This is a genomic window from Burkholderia sp. MSMB1072 (assembly GCF_001524725.1).
Classification (GTDB): Bacteria; Pseudomonadota; Gammaproteobacteria; order Burkholderiales; family Burkholderiaceae; genus Burkholderia.
On sequence record NZ_LOYC01000040.1, the window covers coordinates 40170 to 56539 of the forward strand.

Annotated in this window: 5 protein-coding genes; 3 read left to right on the plus strand and 2 right to left on the minus strand. The window is 70.6% G+C overall.

Annotation, left to right across the window (positions count from 1 at the left end):
* The first annotated feature begins 2 nt into the window (after positions 1 to 2).
* From sctR to WS89_RS34280, 3 genes are all read left to right on the plus strand, one after another.
* Positions 3 to 677, plus strand: a complete 675-nt coding sequence (sctR, locus tag WS89_RS21515) for a type III secretion system export apparatus subunit SctR (RefSeq protein ID WP_006480865.1) — start codon at positions 3 to 5, stop codon at positions 675 to 677.
* Positions 674 to 1462 (plus strand): lytic transglycosylase domain-containing protein, encoded by a 789-nt coding sequence (locus WS89_RS21520; protein ID WP_059793356.1) that lies wholly within the window; start codon positions 674 to 676, stop codon positions 1460 to 1462. Before sctR ends, WS89_RS21520 begins: the two co-directional genes overlap by 4 nt.
* Before the next feature lie 195 nt (positions 1463 to 1657).
* Positions 1658 to 13051 carry an LWXIA domain-containing protein gene (locus WS89_RS34280; RefSeq protein ID WP_059793358.1) on the plus strand — a complete coding sequence of 3798 codons (11394 nt, stop codon included), beginning with the start codon at positions 1658 to 1660 and terminating at the stop codon, positions 13049 to 13051.
* Between the two features lie 45 nt (positions 13052 to 13096).
* Here WS89_RS34280 and asnB read toward each other — a convergent pair whose 3' ends face one another.
* Together asnB and WS89_RS21535 are read right to left on the minus strand one after the other, a co-directional pair.
* Positions 13097 to 15067, minus strand: a complete 1971-nt coding sequence (gene asnB / locus WS89_RS21530; RefSeq protein ID WP_059793360.1) for an asparagine synthase (glutamine-hydrolyzing) — start codon at positions 15065 to 15067, stop codon at positions 13097 to 13099.
* Between the two features lie 264 nt (positions 15068 to 15331).
* A complete protein-coding gene (locus WS89_RS21535; protein ID WP_059502611.1) occupies positions 15332 to 16363 on the minus strand; it encodes an EscU/YscU/HrcU family type III secretion system export apparatus switch protein in 1032 nt (343 codons plus the stop codon).
* Positions 16364 to 16370 lie beyond the last annotated feature (7 nt).

Below are 16370 nucleotides of genomic sequence, written 5' to 3' on the forward strand. Positions count from 1 at the left end.
CGATGGGCAATCTGCCGAATCCGGTCGCGCTGATCGCGGTGATCGCCGCGCTCGGCATCGCGCCGTTCGCGGCGTTGATGGTGACGAGCTACACGAAGCTGGTGGTCGTGCTCGGCCTGCTGCGCTCCGCGCTCGGGATCCAGCAGGTGCCGCCGAACCTCGTGCTGAACGGCATCGCGCTGATCCTGTCGCTGTTCATCATGGCGCCCGTCGGGATGTCGATCCGCGACGCGCTGCAGGCGCGCCACTTCGATGCGTCGGGGCAATTGTCGACCTCGGACATCGGCGCGCTCGCCGATGCGGCGCTACCGCCGATCAAGGATTTCCTGGTATCGCATACGCGGCAGCGCGACCGCGAATTCTTCGTGCGGACCGCGACGTCGGTCTGGCCGAAGAATCGCGCGGACGGCATCAAGGACGACGATCTGCTCGTGCTGGTGCCGAGCTTCACGCTCGCCGAACTGACGAAGGCGTTCCAGATCGGCTTCGTGATCTACATCGTGTTCATCGTCGTCGATCTGCTGGTCGCGAACATCCTGCTGGCGCTCGGGATGCAGATGATCTCGCCGACGACGATCTCGGTGCCGTTCAAGCTGCTGCTGTTCGTCGCGCTCGACGGCTGGTCGCTGCTCGTGCACGGGCTCGTGCTGTCGTATCGCGTGGCGGGGGCGGGATGAACGCGCGCCGCCTGCGAACCGTCGCCGCATGCCTGTGCGCGCTGGCCATGCTCGCGCTCGCGTGCCTGCCGGCGCGCGTCGCGCAGGCGGCCGGCGGCGGCGCCGGTTTCGCGCAACTGGCGCGCGCCTGCGCGCCGAACGTCGATCCCGCGACGCTCGCCGCACTCGTGCGCACCGAGTCGGGTTTCAATCCGTATGCGATCGGCGTGGTCGGCGGGCACCTGACGCGCCAGCCCACGTCGCTCGACGAGGCGCGCGCGACCGCGCGCGAACTGTCGTCGCGCGGCTTCAGCTACAGCGTGGGCCTCGCGCAGGTGAACGAACGCAATTTCGCGAAATACGGGCTCGACGAAGCGACGATGTTCGAGCCGTGCCGCAACCTGCAGGCCGGCGGCGCGATCCTGACCGAATGCTTCGCGCGCTCGTCGGGCGCCGGCCGCGCCACGCAGGCCGCGTTGCGCGCGGCGCTGTCGTGCTACTACAGCGGCAACTTCACGACCGGCTTCTCGAGCGGCTACGTGAGCCGCGTTGTCGCGAGCGCGCAGCGCAATGCGCGCGAAGGCGGCGTTGAACCGATTCCCGTCGTGACCGACACGCCGCCGCCGGCGCGCCAGCGGCGCATGGCCGCGGCCGCCGCGACGCCGCCCGAACGCGCGCGCCGCCTGCCGTCGGCCGCCGCGTCCGCGGATGCGCCGTCGTGCCATGCGCGCCCGGTGCTGATGATGTGCCGCGGGCTGCCGGCGAACCAGGCGAAGCGGCTCTGCGTGCGGTGTCTCGATCAGTAAGTCGGCCCGCCCCCACCGCGCCCGCTCCACTTCGCCGCCGTTCGTAGCGACGCCCCGGCGGCGCGCGCGCATCGGCGTCGCGCTACGAAACGCGCTGCGTCATCGCAGTGCATGCCTTTCTACACTCCAAGCTTGACCGTAATGGCATCGTAATGCGCGCCCCGTCGAGAGCACGGCGCGACCGGGAGGAGTTTGATGCTGGATATCGACGGCGTCGGCATGGGCGCCAACTGGATGGCGTTTCTCGAGCGCACGCTCGAAGCCGAACGCGCGCAAGCGGCGGCCGAAGCCGCGCGGCAATCGGGCGATCCGTCGAAACAGCAGACCGCCACGCCCCCGCCGCCGCCGATCACGGTGCAGGTCACGCCCGATACGGACCCGTCGAAGCCGACCAATGCCGAAATCGCGTCCGCGACCGCGCTGATCCGGAGTCTCGCCGAACAGTACCGGCCCAAGCCGCCCGACATCACGGTCGACGATCCGCTGACCAAAGCCGCGCAGACCGCGATCCAGGGCGCGCAGACGCAATACGACAACGCGCTGCAGGACGAGCAGGACAAGCAGACCGCGCTGACGAACGCGAAGAACGATCCGTCCACGACGAAGGACGCGCTGGCCCGCGCGCAAACCGCCTACGACAACGCGCACCAGGCCACCGCGAAGGCGGAAAAGGAGCTCGACGTCACGACCGACGCCGGCTACATGATCGCGTATGCGCAGCAGGCCGATCACGACAACGAAGCGCTCGATCCGACACGCGCCGGCTCCGCGCAATCCGACGCGAATGCGGCGCTCGACCGGCTGAAAGCGGCGGTTCCCGGCATCGGCGACGATCCGACCCAGGCGTCGCAGGACAACTGGACGCCGCAGCAGAAGCAGGCCTACGACGCGTGGCAGCAGGCGGACGCGAAGCTGTCCGAAGCGAAGGCGCTGCACAACGCCGACATCGCGAACTCGAATCTCGCGCTCGCCCAGTTGCAGTCGTATGCGTCGGACGGCGATTACGCGGATGCGATGGACGCCGGCATCGCGCGGATCAACAAGCAGCTCGCGCCGCTCGAGCGCGTGATCGACGTGCCGCCGGCGCTGAAGCCCGACGAGGCGCGGACGCAACTGACGCAGAGCGCCGACGACGCGAACTATGCGAACGCGTGCCTGAATGCGGCCACCGACGCGGCGAAGGTCGCCGACATCCAGGGCACGTACAACGCGGTGTCCGGCAAGTACGGGCCGACCGTGATGAGCACGACGGTCGCCGCGCAAAAAGACCTGCTGAATCACGCGCAGGCGAGCGCGCGCGTGAGCGGCGGCTATTTGCAGATGCTGTATGCGAATCGCCAGGTCGACGAACAGCAGAAGCACTACGACGCCACGCAAAAGAGCGCGACGCAATGGCGCCGCGACCATCCCGGCATCAAGCTGATGGATCCGCGCGCCGATCTCGGCGTCGAAGACGCCGCCACGCAGCTGTGGAAGGCGAAGGATGCCGCGAGCCTCGCACACGACGGCTATGTCGCCGCTTACGGCAACGCGCTCGCGATCCACTACGACGATCTCGCCGCCGGCGTGCAGGATCGGTACGACCACCGGACGATGTGCATCGCGAACGATCCGACGCCGCTCGAGATCAAGGGCCTGAAAACGATCGCGTCCGCGCTGCATCAGGCCGACGACCGGATGACCGTGTCCGTCAACGAGCGGGCGACGAAGCAGACGCTCGCCGATGCGCAGGCGAAGCAGCAGGAGCTGAAGATCAAGGTCGACGGGCTGCAGGCCCAGTACGACCAGTGGAACCGCGATCACGGCATCGGCCCGACGCCGAGCGTGTTCTCCATCGCGAAGCCGCAGGGCACCCCGAAGAACATTCCGTTGACGGCGCCGGTGCCGTTCGTCGTCAATCAATACGCAAAGCCGCTTGCCGATGCGCTCGCGGAACTCGATCGGGCGAACCAGGATGTCCAGCGCGCGCAACTGCTCGGCGAAACGCTGCATCAGCAGGTGCTGTTCAACGAATTCGACGCGCATCTGGACGAGCGGTTGCGCAATCCGAAGACCGAATCCGATCAGAAGGACTACGCGAAGGCGCTGTCCGACTTCTTCGGCGCGCACCGCAGCGAGCTGTCGCAGTCGCTGCTCGACAAGGCCGGCGAAGCCACCCGGCACGGCGCGACGATCGACTTCGGCAAGCTCGACGACACGCAGCAGCGCAATCTCGTCGGCGTCGCGCTCGGGCTGTCGCCGGACCACGCGACCGACGACCCGCACGCCGTGCAGTTCAGCGACGGCAAGAAGCTCGAATCGATCGACAAGGTGCGCGACGAGCTGCTGAAAGTGGGCGGCGGCGCCGGCACGCGCGTCAACGTGATGCCGATCGTCTATGCGTCGAAGGACGCCGGCCTCGTCACGAGCGCGATCTTCAAGGTCACGAACGAGAACGGCGACACGCATTACGTCGACGATCAGGGCGCGAAATATTCGAGCATCGACAACTTCATCGACGACAACTCGCTGTCGTCGGACGGCACGCTCGACATCGCGACCGGCTACGACGCGAACGGCGCCGCACGGATCGACCGGCACGACACCGCGCACGACGACAGCTGGTGGGAAAGCGTGATGCACACGTTCGGCGCCGGCGACGTGAACCTCGGGATGCTGCTCGGCGGGATCGCGCTCGAAGTCGGCGGCGGCCTGCTCGATGCGACCGTGTTCGGCGCGCCGCTCGGCGTCGCGCTCAATGCGGCCGGCACCGGGCTGATCTACACGTCGGCGGCGGCGGCCGTCGCGAACTCCGGCTACGACCTCGCCAATCGCATCCAGCACGATCGCACCATCAGTCCGCTCGATGCGGAAGCGCGCGCCGATTACCTGAACCTGGTGCCGGCCGGCGTCGGCGGCGTCGGCAAGATCGCCACGCTGCTGAACGACTCGAAGGGGCTCGCCACTTTCGTGCGGCGCGCGACGACGGTCACCGGTCTCGGGGGCGCGGCGGAAGCCGGCGTGCAGTTCGTGCACGATGCGCTGACGGGCCACACGGACCGGCTCGCCGGCGATGCGTCGTCGTTCATCCTGAATCTCGGCCTCGCGCAAGGCCATCAGAAGCTCAAGGCCGTGACGACCGGCATCGTGCGGCGCACCGGCGGCTTCGGCGGCCGCGACCTGAACAATCAGGCCGTGCAGATCGGCGACCAGACCGTGCGCATCGGCCAGAGCCGCTACACGGCGACCAACACGCTGCGGCTCGGCCGCACGCGCGCGACCATCGACGGCCGCAGCGTGACCGTGGCCGGCGACGGCACGCTGATGGTCGGCAAGCGCGTGCTGACCTACGAAGGCGTGCCGATCCGCGTATTGAGCCGCGCGAATGCGGTGAATACCGGCGCACGCGGCAAAACCGACACCACCGCGTTCGTCGACCACGAAGGCCGCATCACGATCGCGGAGCGCGTCGACGGCTCGTGGCGCACCCTCGAGCGCACGCGCTTCAACCGCTACGACACCGACGGCCGCATCACGGCCGGCCGGGACGGCAGCCTGACGCTGTCCGACGGCATCGAGCTGCGCGCGCCGAGCCAGGTCGGCACGCCGCGCGGCGCGACACCCGCACCCGCGACGCCGACGCCGGCCGCGCCGCCGCACGACGACGGCGCGCGCACGAATGCGGCCCGCGCGACCCCGTCCGCGCTGCGCGCGGCAGCGGACCCGACGGCGGCCGTCGCCGAGCCGGCCGCCGCGACGTCGCGCGCGACCGCGCAGGCGGGCCGCTCATCCGCGCAGGTACGCGAACGCGCCGCCGAGAACGACCAGGATGCGCGCACCGCATCGCGCGCGGATCGCCGCAGCGGCGACGCACGGACGATCCAGTACCGGCGGGTCGCCGATCCGGCCGAAGCCGGCGCGGGCGGCCCGCTCGAACCGCTGACGTTTCGCCAGCGCGTCGCCTGGACCGTCCTCCATGCGATCGAATCGCCCCCGCTCGCGCCGGGCTTCGCCGCACGCGATGCGGACGTCGCGGTGGCGCCCGGCGGCCCGCGCGTCGAGCAGCACAGCTACGGCGGACGCACGCTGTTCGTCGTGCGCAACGGCCGCGCGGATGCGCCCCTGACGCGCCCGGACGGCACGCCGTTGTCCGGCCACGAACTCGCGCTCGACACGCGCCACGGCCTGCCGGCGCCGTCCCGGCTCGACGAGCCGATCGTGCTCGTCGCGGAAGGTGCGGAGGCCGGGCTCGCGCCCGAACTCGCGAACGTCTGGAACCGCCCGGTTTTCGTCGCACCGCGCGGCGCGCTCGCGGCGGACGGCACGATCCGCGCGACCAGCGGCTTCCTGCGCTTCGATCCCGCGCCGCATCCGGACGTCACGCTCGGGCCACTGCGGGCGGACGGCCTGCAGGTATTCCACGCGGACAGCGGCAAGCCCGTGGACCTGAACGAGCATCTCGGCGCGCTGCTCGGCTTCGGTGCGCACAAGGGCGGCTTCGCGCTCGGCCGGGACGCGGTCGTCGCCCTCTACGAGGATTTCAGCACGCGCGCCCAACAGCGGGCCAGTGCCGACGCCGAGCGCGCGGCGCTCGCGTTGCTGCGGCGTCGCTACGATCTCCCGACCGTCGCGATGGACGGCCCGTTTTCGCACGCCGGTCGCGTCGCGGTGCTGTACCAGCCGCGCGGCGGGCTGCATACCGGCGATGCCGGGCGCGGGCTGCTGCCGACGACGCTCGACCCCGATTCGCTGCAGACCTTGCGCACGCTGCGCGACGCGATTCAGCAGGACCGGCTCTATTTCGATCCGCAAGGCGTGTATCGCGACGGCCGGCTGCTGCTCGCGGATCCCGGCCCGATCGAGACCAACAGCGACGCGTATCGTCAGACCCTGGCGGACGTCGACGATCAGATCACGCTGCTCGAGCGCGGGATCGAGCGCGGCGACGTGAAGCTCGAGCGCCCGGACGTGCAGATGCGTGCCGGCGGCACGCCGCTGCCGAACCAGGTCAGCGCGCTCGCCGAACAGTCGGGCACGCTCGCCCAGCAGATGCGCCTGCTCGGCGGCGACCGTTCGCGCGCGAACGCCGCCGGCAAGCGTCCCGGCGGCCGCTATACGCGCAAGGCGCTCGAAGCCGAGGCGAGCCGGCAGCTCAATTCGTTCGAGGCCCGCTACGATGTCGACCTCGGCAATCGCGGCGATGCGCCGCCGCGCGATGCGGGCGATCCGCCGCACGACCGTGGGGGCCGCGACAAGCCGCGCGACGATGCACCGCGCTCGATGCGCGAGATCCAGGCCCAGCGCGTCGCGTGGTCGCGTGCGCATGTCGAGCGCAACGCGTCGCCGTTCGGCGCCGCGACGCCGGCGCTCGATGCGCTGGGGCTCAGGCGGCGCGGCCTCGTGTCGATGGATGAAGCCGACCGTCTCGCGATCGTCCACGCCGACACGCAGCCCGACGGCACGCTGCTCGGCCCCGACGGCCGGCCGATCGATCCGCACGGCTTCTCGCTGCTGTCGGACGCGCCGTACGCGGGCCAGCGCGTGGTGATCCTGGCCGCACGGCACGCGAACGAAGGCGCGGCCGCGCAACTGGCGAATCTGTGGCAACGCCCCGTCTACGCGGTGCATCCGGACGCCGTCGGCGCAGGCGGCAGCCTGACCGATCTGTCGGGCATGAATCGCTACGTGCCGGCCGCTTACACGCAACCGGCGCTCGGCGAGCTGTCGGTCACCGGCGGCCGGCTGCACGTCGCCGGCGACCCGGCGCGCCCCGTCGACCCCGCCGACCATCTCGGCCCGCTCGTCGGCTCCGGGCTCTACAAGACGGTATTCGACGGCGGCACGGGCCAGGCCATCGGCTTCTTCCGCGACACGTCGCCGGACGGCGTGGAAGTCGCGCATGAGGAAATCGGCGCCGAACAGGGCGGCCTGCGCGAACTGAAACGGCTCGGCCTGCCCGTCAGCACGGTCGACGGCCCGTTCTCGCACCTGGGCCGGGTCGGTGTCGTGTACAAGCCGGCCGCCCTTCTGAGCAGCGCCGCGATGGAGAAAGGGCTCGGCCTGCCCGGCGTGGTCCGGCGCAGCGGTCTCGGCGATCTGGTGAACATTCGCAACGTCACGCAACAGCACGGGTTGCTGTACGACTTCCAGGTGCTGTTCGGCCGTCATGGCGAAGTGCTGCTGCACGATCCCGGCCAGGTCATGCACAAGGCGGACCCGGAAGGCGACGTCGTCGAGCGGATCGACGGGGTCATCGACACGATCCAGCGTGGCATCGCGACGGGCCGCATTCGCCTCGCCCATCCCGCGTATGCCGAAAGCGGTGCGTACGCACAACGCCCGGGCATGCTCGGGCGCGTCGTGCAGCGGTTCCGCGGCCGCGTGCTGCTGATGCGCGCGCATGCGATCGCGCGGCAGTCGCCGACCTTCCGCGCGCAGATGCGGCTGGCCCGCAGCGACGGCTGGACGATCCGCGTCGGCACGCCGGGCGGCGGCCATTACGCCGATGCGCAGACACGCACGATCGTGCTCGACGGGAATACGCGCCGCGCCGGCACGCTCGTGTTCGTGTGGGGCCACGAACTGCAGCACAGCGTCGATCTCGCGACCGGCGCGCTGGCCGCCGAACACGCCAGCCCCGAAGCCGCGGTGGCCGCGCTGCTGAAGTCGGATGCGCGCGCGGAGGTCAACGCGTACACGATACGCAACGAAATCCTCGCCGCCGGCGGGCCCGACATCGCGGCCCACGCGAAGCTGCCCGACGCGCTCGCCCGGGCGACCGAGCATGCGCTGACGAGCCGCGACCCGGCCGCGCTCGACGCCCTCGCGGATACGTTCGGCGACGTGCACACGTCGACGCCCGGCAATCCGACCTATCGCGACTACTACGGCGCACAGGTTCGCTCGGCCGCCGGCCGCCCCGTCGCGGCACGGCTCGCCGCGCCGGCGCGCGGCCGCCATGCGGTCGACGGCGACGCGATGAAGCACGCGCGCGCGTGGCTCGACGAGCGCGACATGCGCACGCTGACGCGCGCCGAAGGCCGGCACGCGCCCACGCTCGGGCACCTGGTGCAGCAGACCGGCACCGACACGGCCCTGCTGATCGCGCGCGCCGGCAAGCCGACGCCCGACGCGCCACCGACGTTCGTCGCGACGGCGCACGTCGATGCGAACGGCGCGATCCTCCGCCTGCGCTTTCTCGGCAACGCGCTGAACGCCGAGGAACGGCAGGCGCTGAAGCTGGCGCTGTCGAGCGCGATGGAACGCAGCGATCCGACCGGCACCGCCGCCGCGCGCCGCGCGTTCGATTTCCATGCGTCGCCCGTCACGCATCGCGAACTGGCCGCGCTCGGCGGCCCGGCGAAGATCAAACCCGCGCGCGAAGGCGAGACGGTCGAATTCACGCGCAACGGCCGCGTGCGCGATGCGTACGTCGATGCGATCGACGCGCTGTCGAAGGCGCGGCATTTCGCACGCGCGAAGCAGGCCGTCGCGACGGCCGGCCACGCCGATACGATCTACGTCGTCGACAAGGCGACCGGCAAGATCGCCGGTCATGCGCGCTACGACTCGGCCACCGGCGTCTGGCAATACCAGGAAAACGCACCGCACGCGCAGACCCATGTGAAGGAGCGTCCGCTCGCCGCCGCATACCCGCAACGCGGACGCATCCGGTTGCGGCCGAACGGCAAGCTGCACAGCGTGCCGCTCACGCGCGCACGCACGCGTGGGATGACGTTCTTCGTCAGCAGCGTCGAGCCGGCCATGCTGGCGCGGGTCGGCGACCGCTTCGACGCGCCGCGGCCACCGAAGAAGGACAAGACCGAAGTCCTGCCGCGCCGCGGCCTTCAATACGGCGGCCATGTCGCGATCAGCGGCGTGCACGGCCTGCGGCGCCGCTTCGCGTCGCTGACCGGGGCGGGCGCCGCGATCGCGCTGCGCCGCGCCCGCGCGATCGCGACGCTCGGCCGCGCGTCGCCCGCGACGCGCCCGCTACCGGCCGGCGGCACGCGCCCGACCACCGCGCTGGCGCCGGCGCCCCGCACGTTCGAAGCCGGCCTGCTGCCCTCGGCGTCCGGTCATGCGCTGGATTTCAGCGGCCACAACATCGTGCACCTGCTCGGTCTCGCGAAAGCGCGCGGCCTCGTGCCCGGCAAGCATTTCATCTACGTGTATGGCGGCGGCGACCGCATCGCGTACCGGCTCGGCAAGCCGCGCGCGGTGATCACGGCCAACGCGGAAGGCGAACTGACGTGGCACGACAACTGGCGCAAACCGGACAGCCCGGGCGTACCGCTCGAAGCGTCGCCGATCGGCGGCGGCCCGTACGGCGGCGACACCCATCTGCTGCTGACCGAACTCGCGCCGGATGCGCTGGCGGAACACGCGCGCGGCACGCGGCTCAAGACGCTCGAGACCCGCCTCGCGGACGTCGACGCACTCGCCAAGGACCCGTCGCCGGAAACGTCCGACGCGCGGCGCAACTGGGGCGCGGCCGAGGCGCGGCGGCTGCGGTCGCAACGCAACGCGGCGCTGCAGGCGATCCGCCGCGCGAACGCCGCGGCCGCGCGCAACGGGCAGGCGGCATCGGCCCATCCGGTGCTCGACGTGCGGACCTATCAACCGTCGCTCGTCAGCACGACGCAGGTCGAATCGCTGCAGCGCTATGGCGACGGCAACGCGTCGGCCCTGCTCGCGCACTACGACCGGATCGATGCGCTCGTGCAGCACGCGCGCGATCCGCGCGCCTCGCCGCTCGAAGTGGACGATGCGGTCGACGGCGTACCGCCGGCGATCATGGCCGACGCACAGGCGTTGCGCGACACCGGCATGCCGCTGTACGTCGCGCGAGACTGGTCGGGCGGCGGCTCGCGCTATGCGCCGATTCCGCTCAGAAAAAAGGTGCTGAGCCGTTTCAGCACCGCGCTCGCGACCGATCGCGCGCTGCGCCGCCGGCTCCTCGCCGCCGATCCCGCGTACCAGCAGCGCGTCGTGCCGATGAGCCGCGCGTTCCGGCTTTCCGACGATCCCGCGACGTTCGTCGCGCAGATCGAACGGCACGGCGGCGTGATGGCGGCCGTGACGGTCGTGATCGATCCGCACACGCTCGCGGCCACGCGCGGCGCGAAGCACGACCCCGCCGTCGTGCACGACGCGAAGTCGATCGGCGACCACCGGGACGCGACGATCGACTACTGGACCGGCACGATCGCCGGCGCGAACGGCAAGTCGATGCGTATCGACGATCTGGCCGAGAAATACGTGCACGACTGGCTCGACGCGTCGTCGAAGGCCGGTTTCCTGCTGCGCTTCGAAATGGCGCCGGCGCGGGCGCTGGTGTCGTCCGTCGACCACCGGCACCAGCCCGGCCCCAACACCGGCTATCACGACCACGCGCGGCTCGGCGCGCTGCTCGAATCGTGGAACCGGAAGCACCTCGGCCAGCCGGCGCCGCACGTGATGGTGACGTTCCACGGCTGGGACACCGTGCCGGAGCCCGCATCCGGCGCGAGCCATCTGGAGCTCGCGAAATCGCTGCTCGACCATCCGGCGCTGCCGTGGGTTCATGTCGGGCTGTCGTACGCGACGCATGGCTCGGACTTCGTCGCGAACCAGGAGCTGACGACCGCGCTCGCGACGCTGCTCGTCGAGCGCGCCCGGGCGAACGACCCGACGCTCGCACGGCTGCACGGTGCCGACGCGCTGACACGCGTGTACGATCGCGTCGACCGCACGACGCTGATGAACCAGCACAGCCTGCTGCTCGCGGAAGTCGACCGCATCGGCCGGGCGCGCGGCATGTCGCCTGCGCGGATCGCGGCGTTGCGCCAGCAACTGTACGAAGGCAACACCTCGCAACTGCTGCATCGCGCCCGCTATGCGACGTCGCGCTTCGCGGTCGACCAATGGGCCGCCGACCCGCGCCGTGCGCCCGCGGCCAGCGATGCCGCCCGGATGTTCACCGAACGGTGGCTCGCCGACGTCGGCGCGCGGCTCGCGGCGCCCGAACAGCTCGTCACGACGGACGGCGGCGGCACCGGCGTCGAGCCCCTGCAGGCCTGGCGCGAAGCCGTCCTCGCGCCGGCCCTCGTCGCCGCCGATACGCAACCGATCAGCGAAAGCCGGCTCGTCAGCGCGCAGACGAACGAACCGATGCGTCCCGACGATCCGCTCGCCGCGGCCGCGGAACTGCATGCGCTGCGCCTGCATCAGCCGGACAGCTGGATCGCCGCGCTGCTGAACGGCAAGAACCTGATGTCGATCGCCATCGGCGCGGCGGCCGGCTTCGCGGTCCATCACTTCGGCCTGACGCCGGACAAATTCAAGCAGGCCGCGAACGCGGCGTTCGTCGGCGTGCGGACCGGCCGGCTCGTGCAGGCCGTGCACCAGGACACCGTGCGCGCGCTGCAAAGCGGCGACCCGCGGCTATTCGACCGCGTGATCGACCGCTTCGTCGACGGCCTGAACAATCAGCTCGATGCACACCAGATGCATGCCGAGCAACGCAACGCGTCGCTGATCCTGCTCGCGGAAAGCGCGCGCGCGAAGATCCATCTCCAGCTGGCATTGCACAAGGCCGCATCGCTGCCCGCGGACAAGACGCTCGAGTACACGAAGATGATCGCCAACGACATGCTCCAGCAGATGCAGGGCGTGCTCGCGGGCACCTCGATCCAGCAGCTGCATTACGGGAATCCGCGCCGCTTCATGGGCAAGGCCGGACGGGCCGCCGCGATCGCCGGCTATGCGAGCCTCGGCGAGCTGTCGCTGCATGCGCTGCTGCAGAATCCGTCGGTGGTGCCCGCGCTGGGCGCGGCCGGCGCGCTGCTCGGCATCACGTACACCGGCCTCGTGCAGGGCAGTGCTTTCGCACACCTGAGCATCGAGCGGCGCAGCCGCGTCGTGCGCGGCATCGACCTGATGTCGGATCTCGCGAGCATCGCCGGCGGCGCGATCGCGCCGTTCGTCGGCCCGCATCCCGCGATCCACTCGGACTTGCCGATCGCGATTTCGTCGCTGTCGTCCGCGACGCTGCTCGCACTCGCGCGTATCGATACGCACTTCCCGAACCTGCCGAAGCGGCTCACCGGCTCGATCCCGACTTCGCTCATGATCGCGCCGATTCTGATCTACGTCGGCAAGTGGATCTACACCGCGTTCGAGGACGACGACGGCAAGCCGCCGCCATCCGGCACGCAGCAGCCGGGCGGCGGCTCGACCCAGCACGCCGTCGCGCCGTCGCCGTCCGCCACGCCGGGGCAGCCAGCGCCCGTCACGCATGCGCCGCAGCCGAGTGCCCCGCCATCGCCGTCGGCGAGCGCCACGCCGTCCCAACCGCAACCGTCGCCGCCAGGCACGCCGTCGAACCCGCCTTCGCCGTCGAACGCCGCGCAGCCCTATATCGTCGTCGACGGCGATTCGCTGTGGGTGATCGCGGACCAGCATCGCCAGTCGCTGCTCGATGCCGCGCACGTGTCGCGCGCCGACCAGCAGGCGATGACGCGCGGCGAGCAGGATGCGCGTGCGCTCAACGAGATCCTGCAGCTCAATCCGTCGGCCGCGCGCGATCCCGCGCACCTGCCGATCGGCACGCCGCTGGTGGTCGGATGAGGGCCGGCCCGCCGCGCGTCACGTGCGGCGGGCGCGACCCTGCCGTCACCCCGCGCGCTGCGCCTCCAGCCACGCCTGGAACATCAGCACCGTCCACAACGGGTGCTGCCAGTTCATCCGGCCCGTCTGGTGCTGGCGCCACAGCCGCTCGATCGCCGCCGCATCGAAGAAGCCTTCGTCGCGCAAGCGCGACGGCCGCAGCAGCGCCTCGGCCCAGTCGCGCAGCGCGCCGCGCAGCCAATGGTCGACGGGCGCGCAGAAGCCCTGCTTCGGCCGGTCGATCAGCGCGGACGGCACGTACCGGTCGAGCAGCCGGCGCAGCAGCGCCTTCGACTGCCCTTCCGGCAAGCGCACCGATGCCGGCACGCGCCACGCGAATTCGACGACGTGATGGTCGAGGAACGGCATGCGCGTCTCGAGGCTCACGGCCATCGCCGCGCGATCGACCTTCGCGAGAATGTCGGTCGGCAGGTACGTGAGCGTGTCGATCGCCATCGCCTGCTCGGCGAAGCTCAGGTGCGCCGGCCACGCGGACACCGTGTCGAGCGGCGTCGGCGGCTCCTGCCCCGCCAACGCGATACGCTCGGGATGATGCACCGACGACATCAGCAGCCGGTACAGCCCGATGCGGCTCTCCGCCGTCATCACATGGCCGAGCTTGTGCAGGCGATCGCCGATGCGCGACGACGATTCGCGCGCCTCCACGCCGCCGCCCCACGCGCCCTGCGCGACGGCCGCGAGCTGGTCCGCATGATCGGGCCGCAGCGCATGCAACGCGGCGGCGATCCGCGCGCGCACGACGGCCGGCACGCGATGCAGCTTGCGCCACAGGCGCGGCGTGAGGAAGTAGCGCGTATAGCCGCCGAACAGCTCGTCGCCGCCGTCGCCGGACAGGCTCACCGTCACGTGCCGGCGCGTCAGTTCGGAGACGAGAAAGGTCGGGATCTGCGACGCATCGGAGAACGGCTCGTCGTAGATCGACGGCAGCTTCGGCACGACGCCGAGCGCATGGTCGGCCGTCACGTAAAGCTCGGTATGGCGCGTGCCGAGATGGCGCGCGACGGCCTTCGCGTAACCGGCTTCGTCATAGCCGGCCTCGTGAAAGCCGATCGTGAACGTGTCGACCGGCGTCGCCGATTGCGCCTGCATCAGCGCGACGATCGTCGACGAATCGATGCCGCCCGACAGGAACGCGCCGAGCGGCACGTCGGCTTCCATCTGCCGCGCGACGGCCTGGCGCAGGACCGTGTCGAGCTCGCCGACGGCTTCGTCGGGGCTGCCCTCGAACGGCTGCGCGCGGCCCGCCTCGATCGCCTGTTCGAGCGTCCAGTACGCCCGCACGCGCGGCGTGTCTCGCGCATGTTCGAACTGGATGTACGTGCCGGGCGGCAGCTTGCGGATGCCGCGATAGATCGTGTAAGGCGCGGGCACGCTCGACTGGCGCAAGTACAGGCACAGCGCGTCGCGGTCGACCGCGCCGTCGAAGCCCGGATAGCCGCGCAGCGCCTTCAGCTCGGACGCGAACACGAGCGCGTCGCCGACCCGGCCGTAGTAGAGCGGCTTCTCGCCGATCCGGTCGCGTGCGAGCGTCAGCACCCGCGACGCGCGATTCCACAGCGCGAACGCGAACATGCCGGTCGCGCGCCGCAACGTGGCCTCGACGCCCCACGCGACGATCGCCGCGATCAGCACCTCGCTGTCGGAGTGGCCGCGCCACGCCGGTGCGCGCCCCGCGCGCTCGAGCTCCGCGCGCAGTTCGCGATGGTTGTAGATTTCGCCGTTGAAGACGAGGACATAGCGGCCGCACGCGGAAGCCATCGGCTGCCGGCCGTGCACCGACAGATCGACGATCGCGAGCCGCCGGTGGCCGAGCGCGATGCCGGCTTCCGGGTCGACCCAGATGCCCTGCCCGTCCGGCCCGCGATGCGCGAGGCTCGCCGTCATTCGCGCGAGCGTGTCGCGCGCTGTCTCCTCATCGAAGGCGACGCTATTCAGAAAGCCGTCGATTCCGCACATTGATTTGTCTGCCCCTGTTGACCTGTTCCGTCACGCGCGGCGCAACCTCGCGGCCCGCCGTCGGGCATGACGGTCGAGCCATATTACGAAGAAATAAATCAGCAATAATTCACCAGTGAATGTTGGCGGAATTCGGAAAAAAATAGGCGTCAAGCGCCGTGTGCACATGGCGGCGCGACGGGGCCATATCGAATCGGCCGGTCGCCCGGGGGATACTGGCGAATCGAAAAAAGGGCCGCATGCCGACGGGGATGCTGCCCTGCGTCAACCCGCGCCGGTCGCCCATTTCAGCAACTGAGCGACCTCGCGGAAATGCTGCGGCTGGATCGTGCCGTTCTCGGGCGTCGTCTCGTACAGCGCCTGCGCGAGCCCGACGTTCGCGAGCGTCGGGCGCAGCGCGTCGCGGGCCAGCCGCACGATCCGCTCGGCCGCGTCGCCCTCGCCGCGCGCGAGCACCCATGGCAGCGAGCCGATCCCGCCGTAGTAGAGCGCGACCGCGACACGCGGCGAATAGACGACCACCGATGCATAGCCGATCCGGTCGGGCAGCGACGCGAACTGCACTTCGCGCGCGAGCTGGCGGCGCTTCGCCTGGATGTGCGGATCGCCTTCGTCCTCCTTGTGCTCGCGCCGCACTTCGTCGATCGACATCTTCATCTTCTGGTTGAACTCGTGCCGCTGGTGCACGATGTCGATCAGCGCCATCACGATGTAGATCAGCGCCGCCCAGCCGAACAGCAGCATCAGCAGCTTCACGATCAGCGCGAGGATCGAGACCGGCCGCGTGAAGCCCGACTGCACGGACGGGTCGAGCGACTCGACGATCAGCCAGCCGAGCGTCGCGACGAGCAGCGCCGTCTTCAGCAGCATCTTCGCGAGGTTGACGAGATTGCGCAGCGACCACAGGTTCTTCATCCCCTCGGCCGGATTGAGCCGCGACAATTGCGGCACGAGGCGGCTCCACGCCATCACGCCGCCCACCTGCACGAAGCCCGCGAGCAATCCGGCCAGCAGGCCGGCGGCGGCGATCTGCGCGGACAGCGTCGCCCAGTCGCGCGCGGCGCCATCGATCAGCACCGCGAGCCGCGCGGACGGATCGGCCGCGCCGACCGCGTCGAACACGAGCCGGAACAGCGCCTGCAATCGCGCGAACAGCGAGCCGATGCCCACCGCGAGTGCCACGCACACGCCGACGAAGAACGCGGACGAAACCGTTTCCGCGCTCTTCGGCACGTCGCCTTTCTCGCGCGCCTCGCGCAAGCGTTTCGCGGTCGGTTTCTGGTCCTTTTCGGCCATGTCGGCT

Coding starts and splice junctions, on each gene's coding strand:
- sctR (WP_006480865.1), top strand. CDS start 3: ATGGGCAATCTGCCGAATCCGGTCGCGCTGATCGCGGTGATCGCCGCG.
- WS89_RS21520 (WP_059793356.1), top strand. CDS start 674: ATGAACGCGCGCCGCCTGCGAACCGTCGCCGCATGCCTGTGCGCGCTG.
- WS89_RS34280 (WP_059793358.1), top strand. CDS start 1,658: ATGCTGGATATCGACGGCGTCGGCATGGGCGCCAACTGGATGGCGTTT.
- asnB (WP_059793360.1), bottom strand. CDS start 15,067: ATGTGCGGAATCGACGGCTTTCTGAATAGCGTCGCCTTCGATGAGGAG.
- WS89_RS21535 (WP_059502611.1), bottom strand. CDS start 16,363: ATGGCCGAAAAGGACCAGAAACCGACCGCGAAACGCTTGCGCGAGGCG.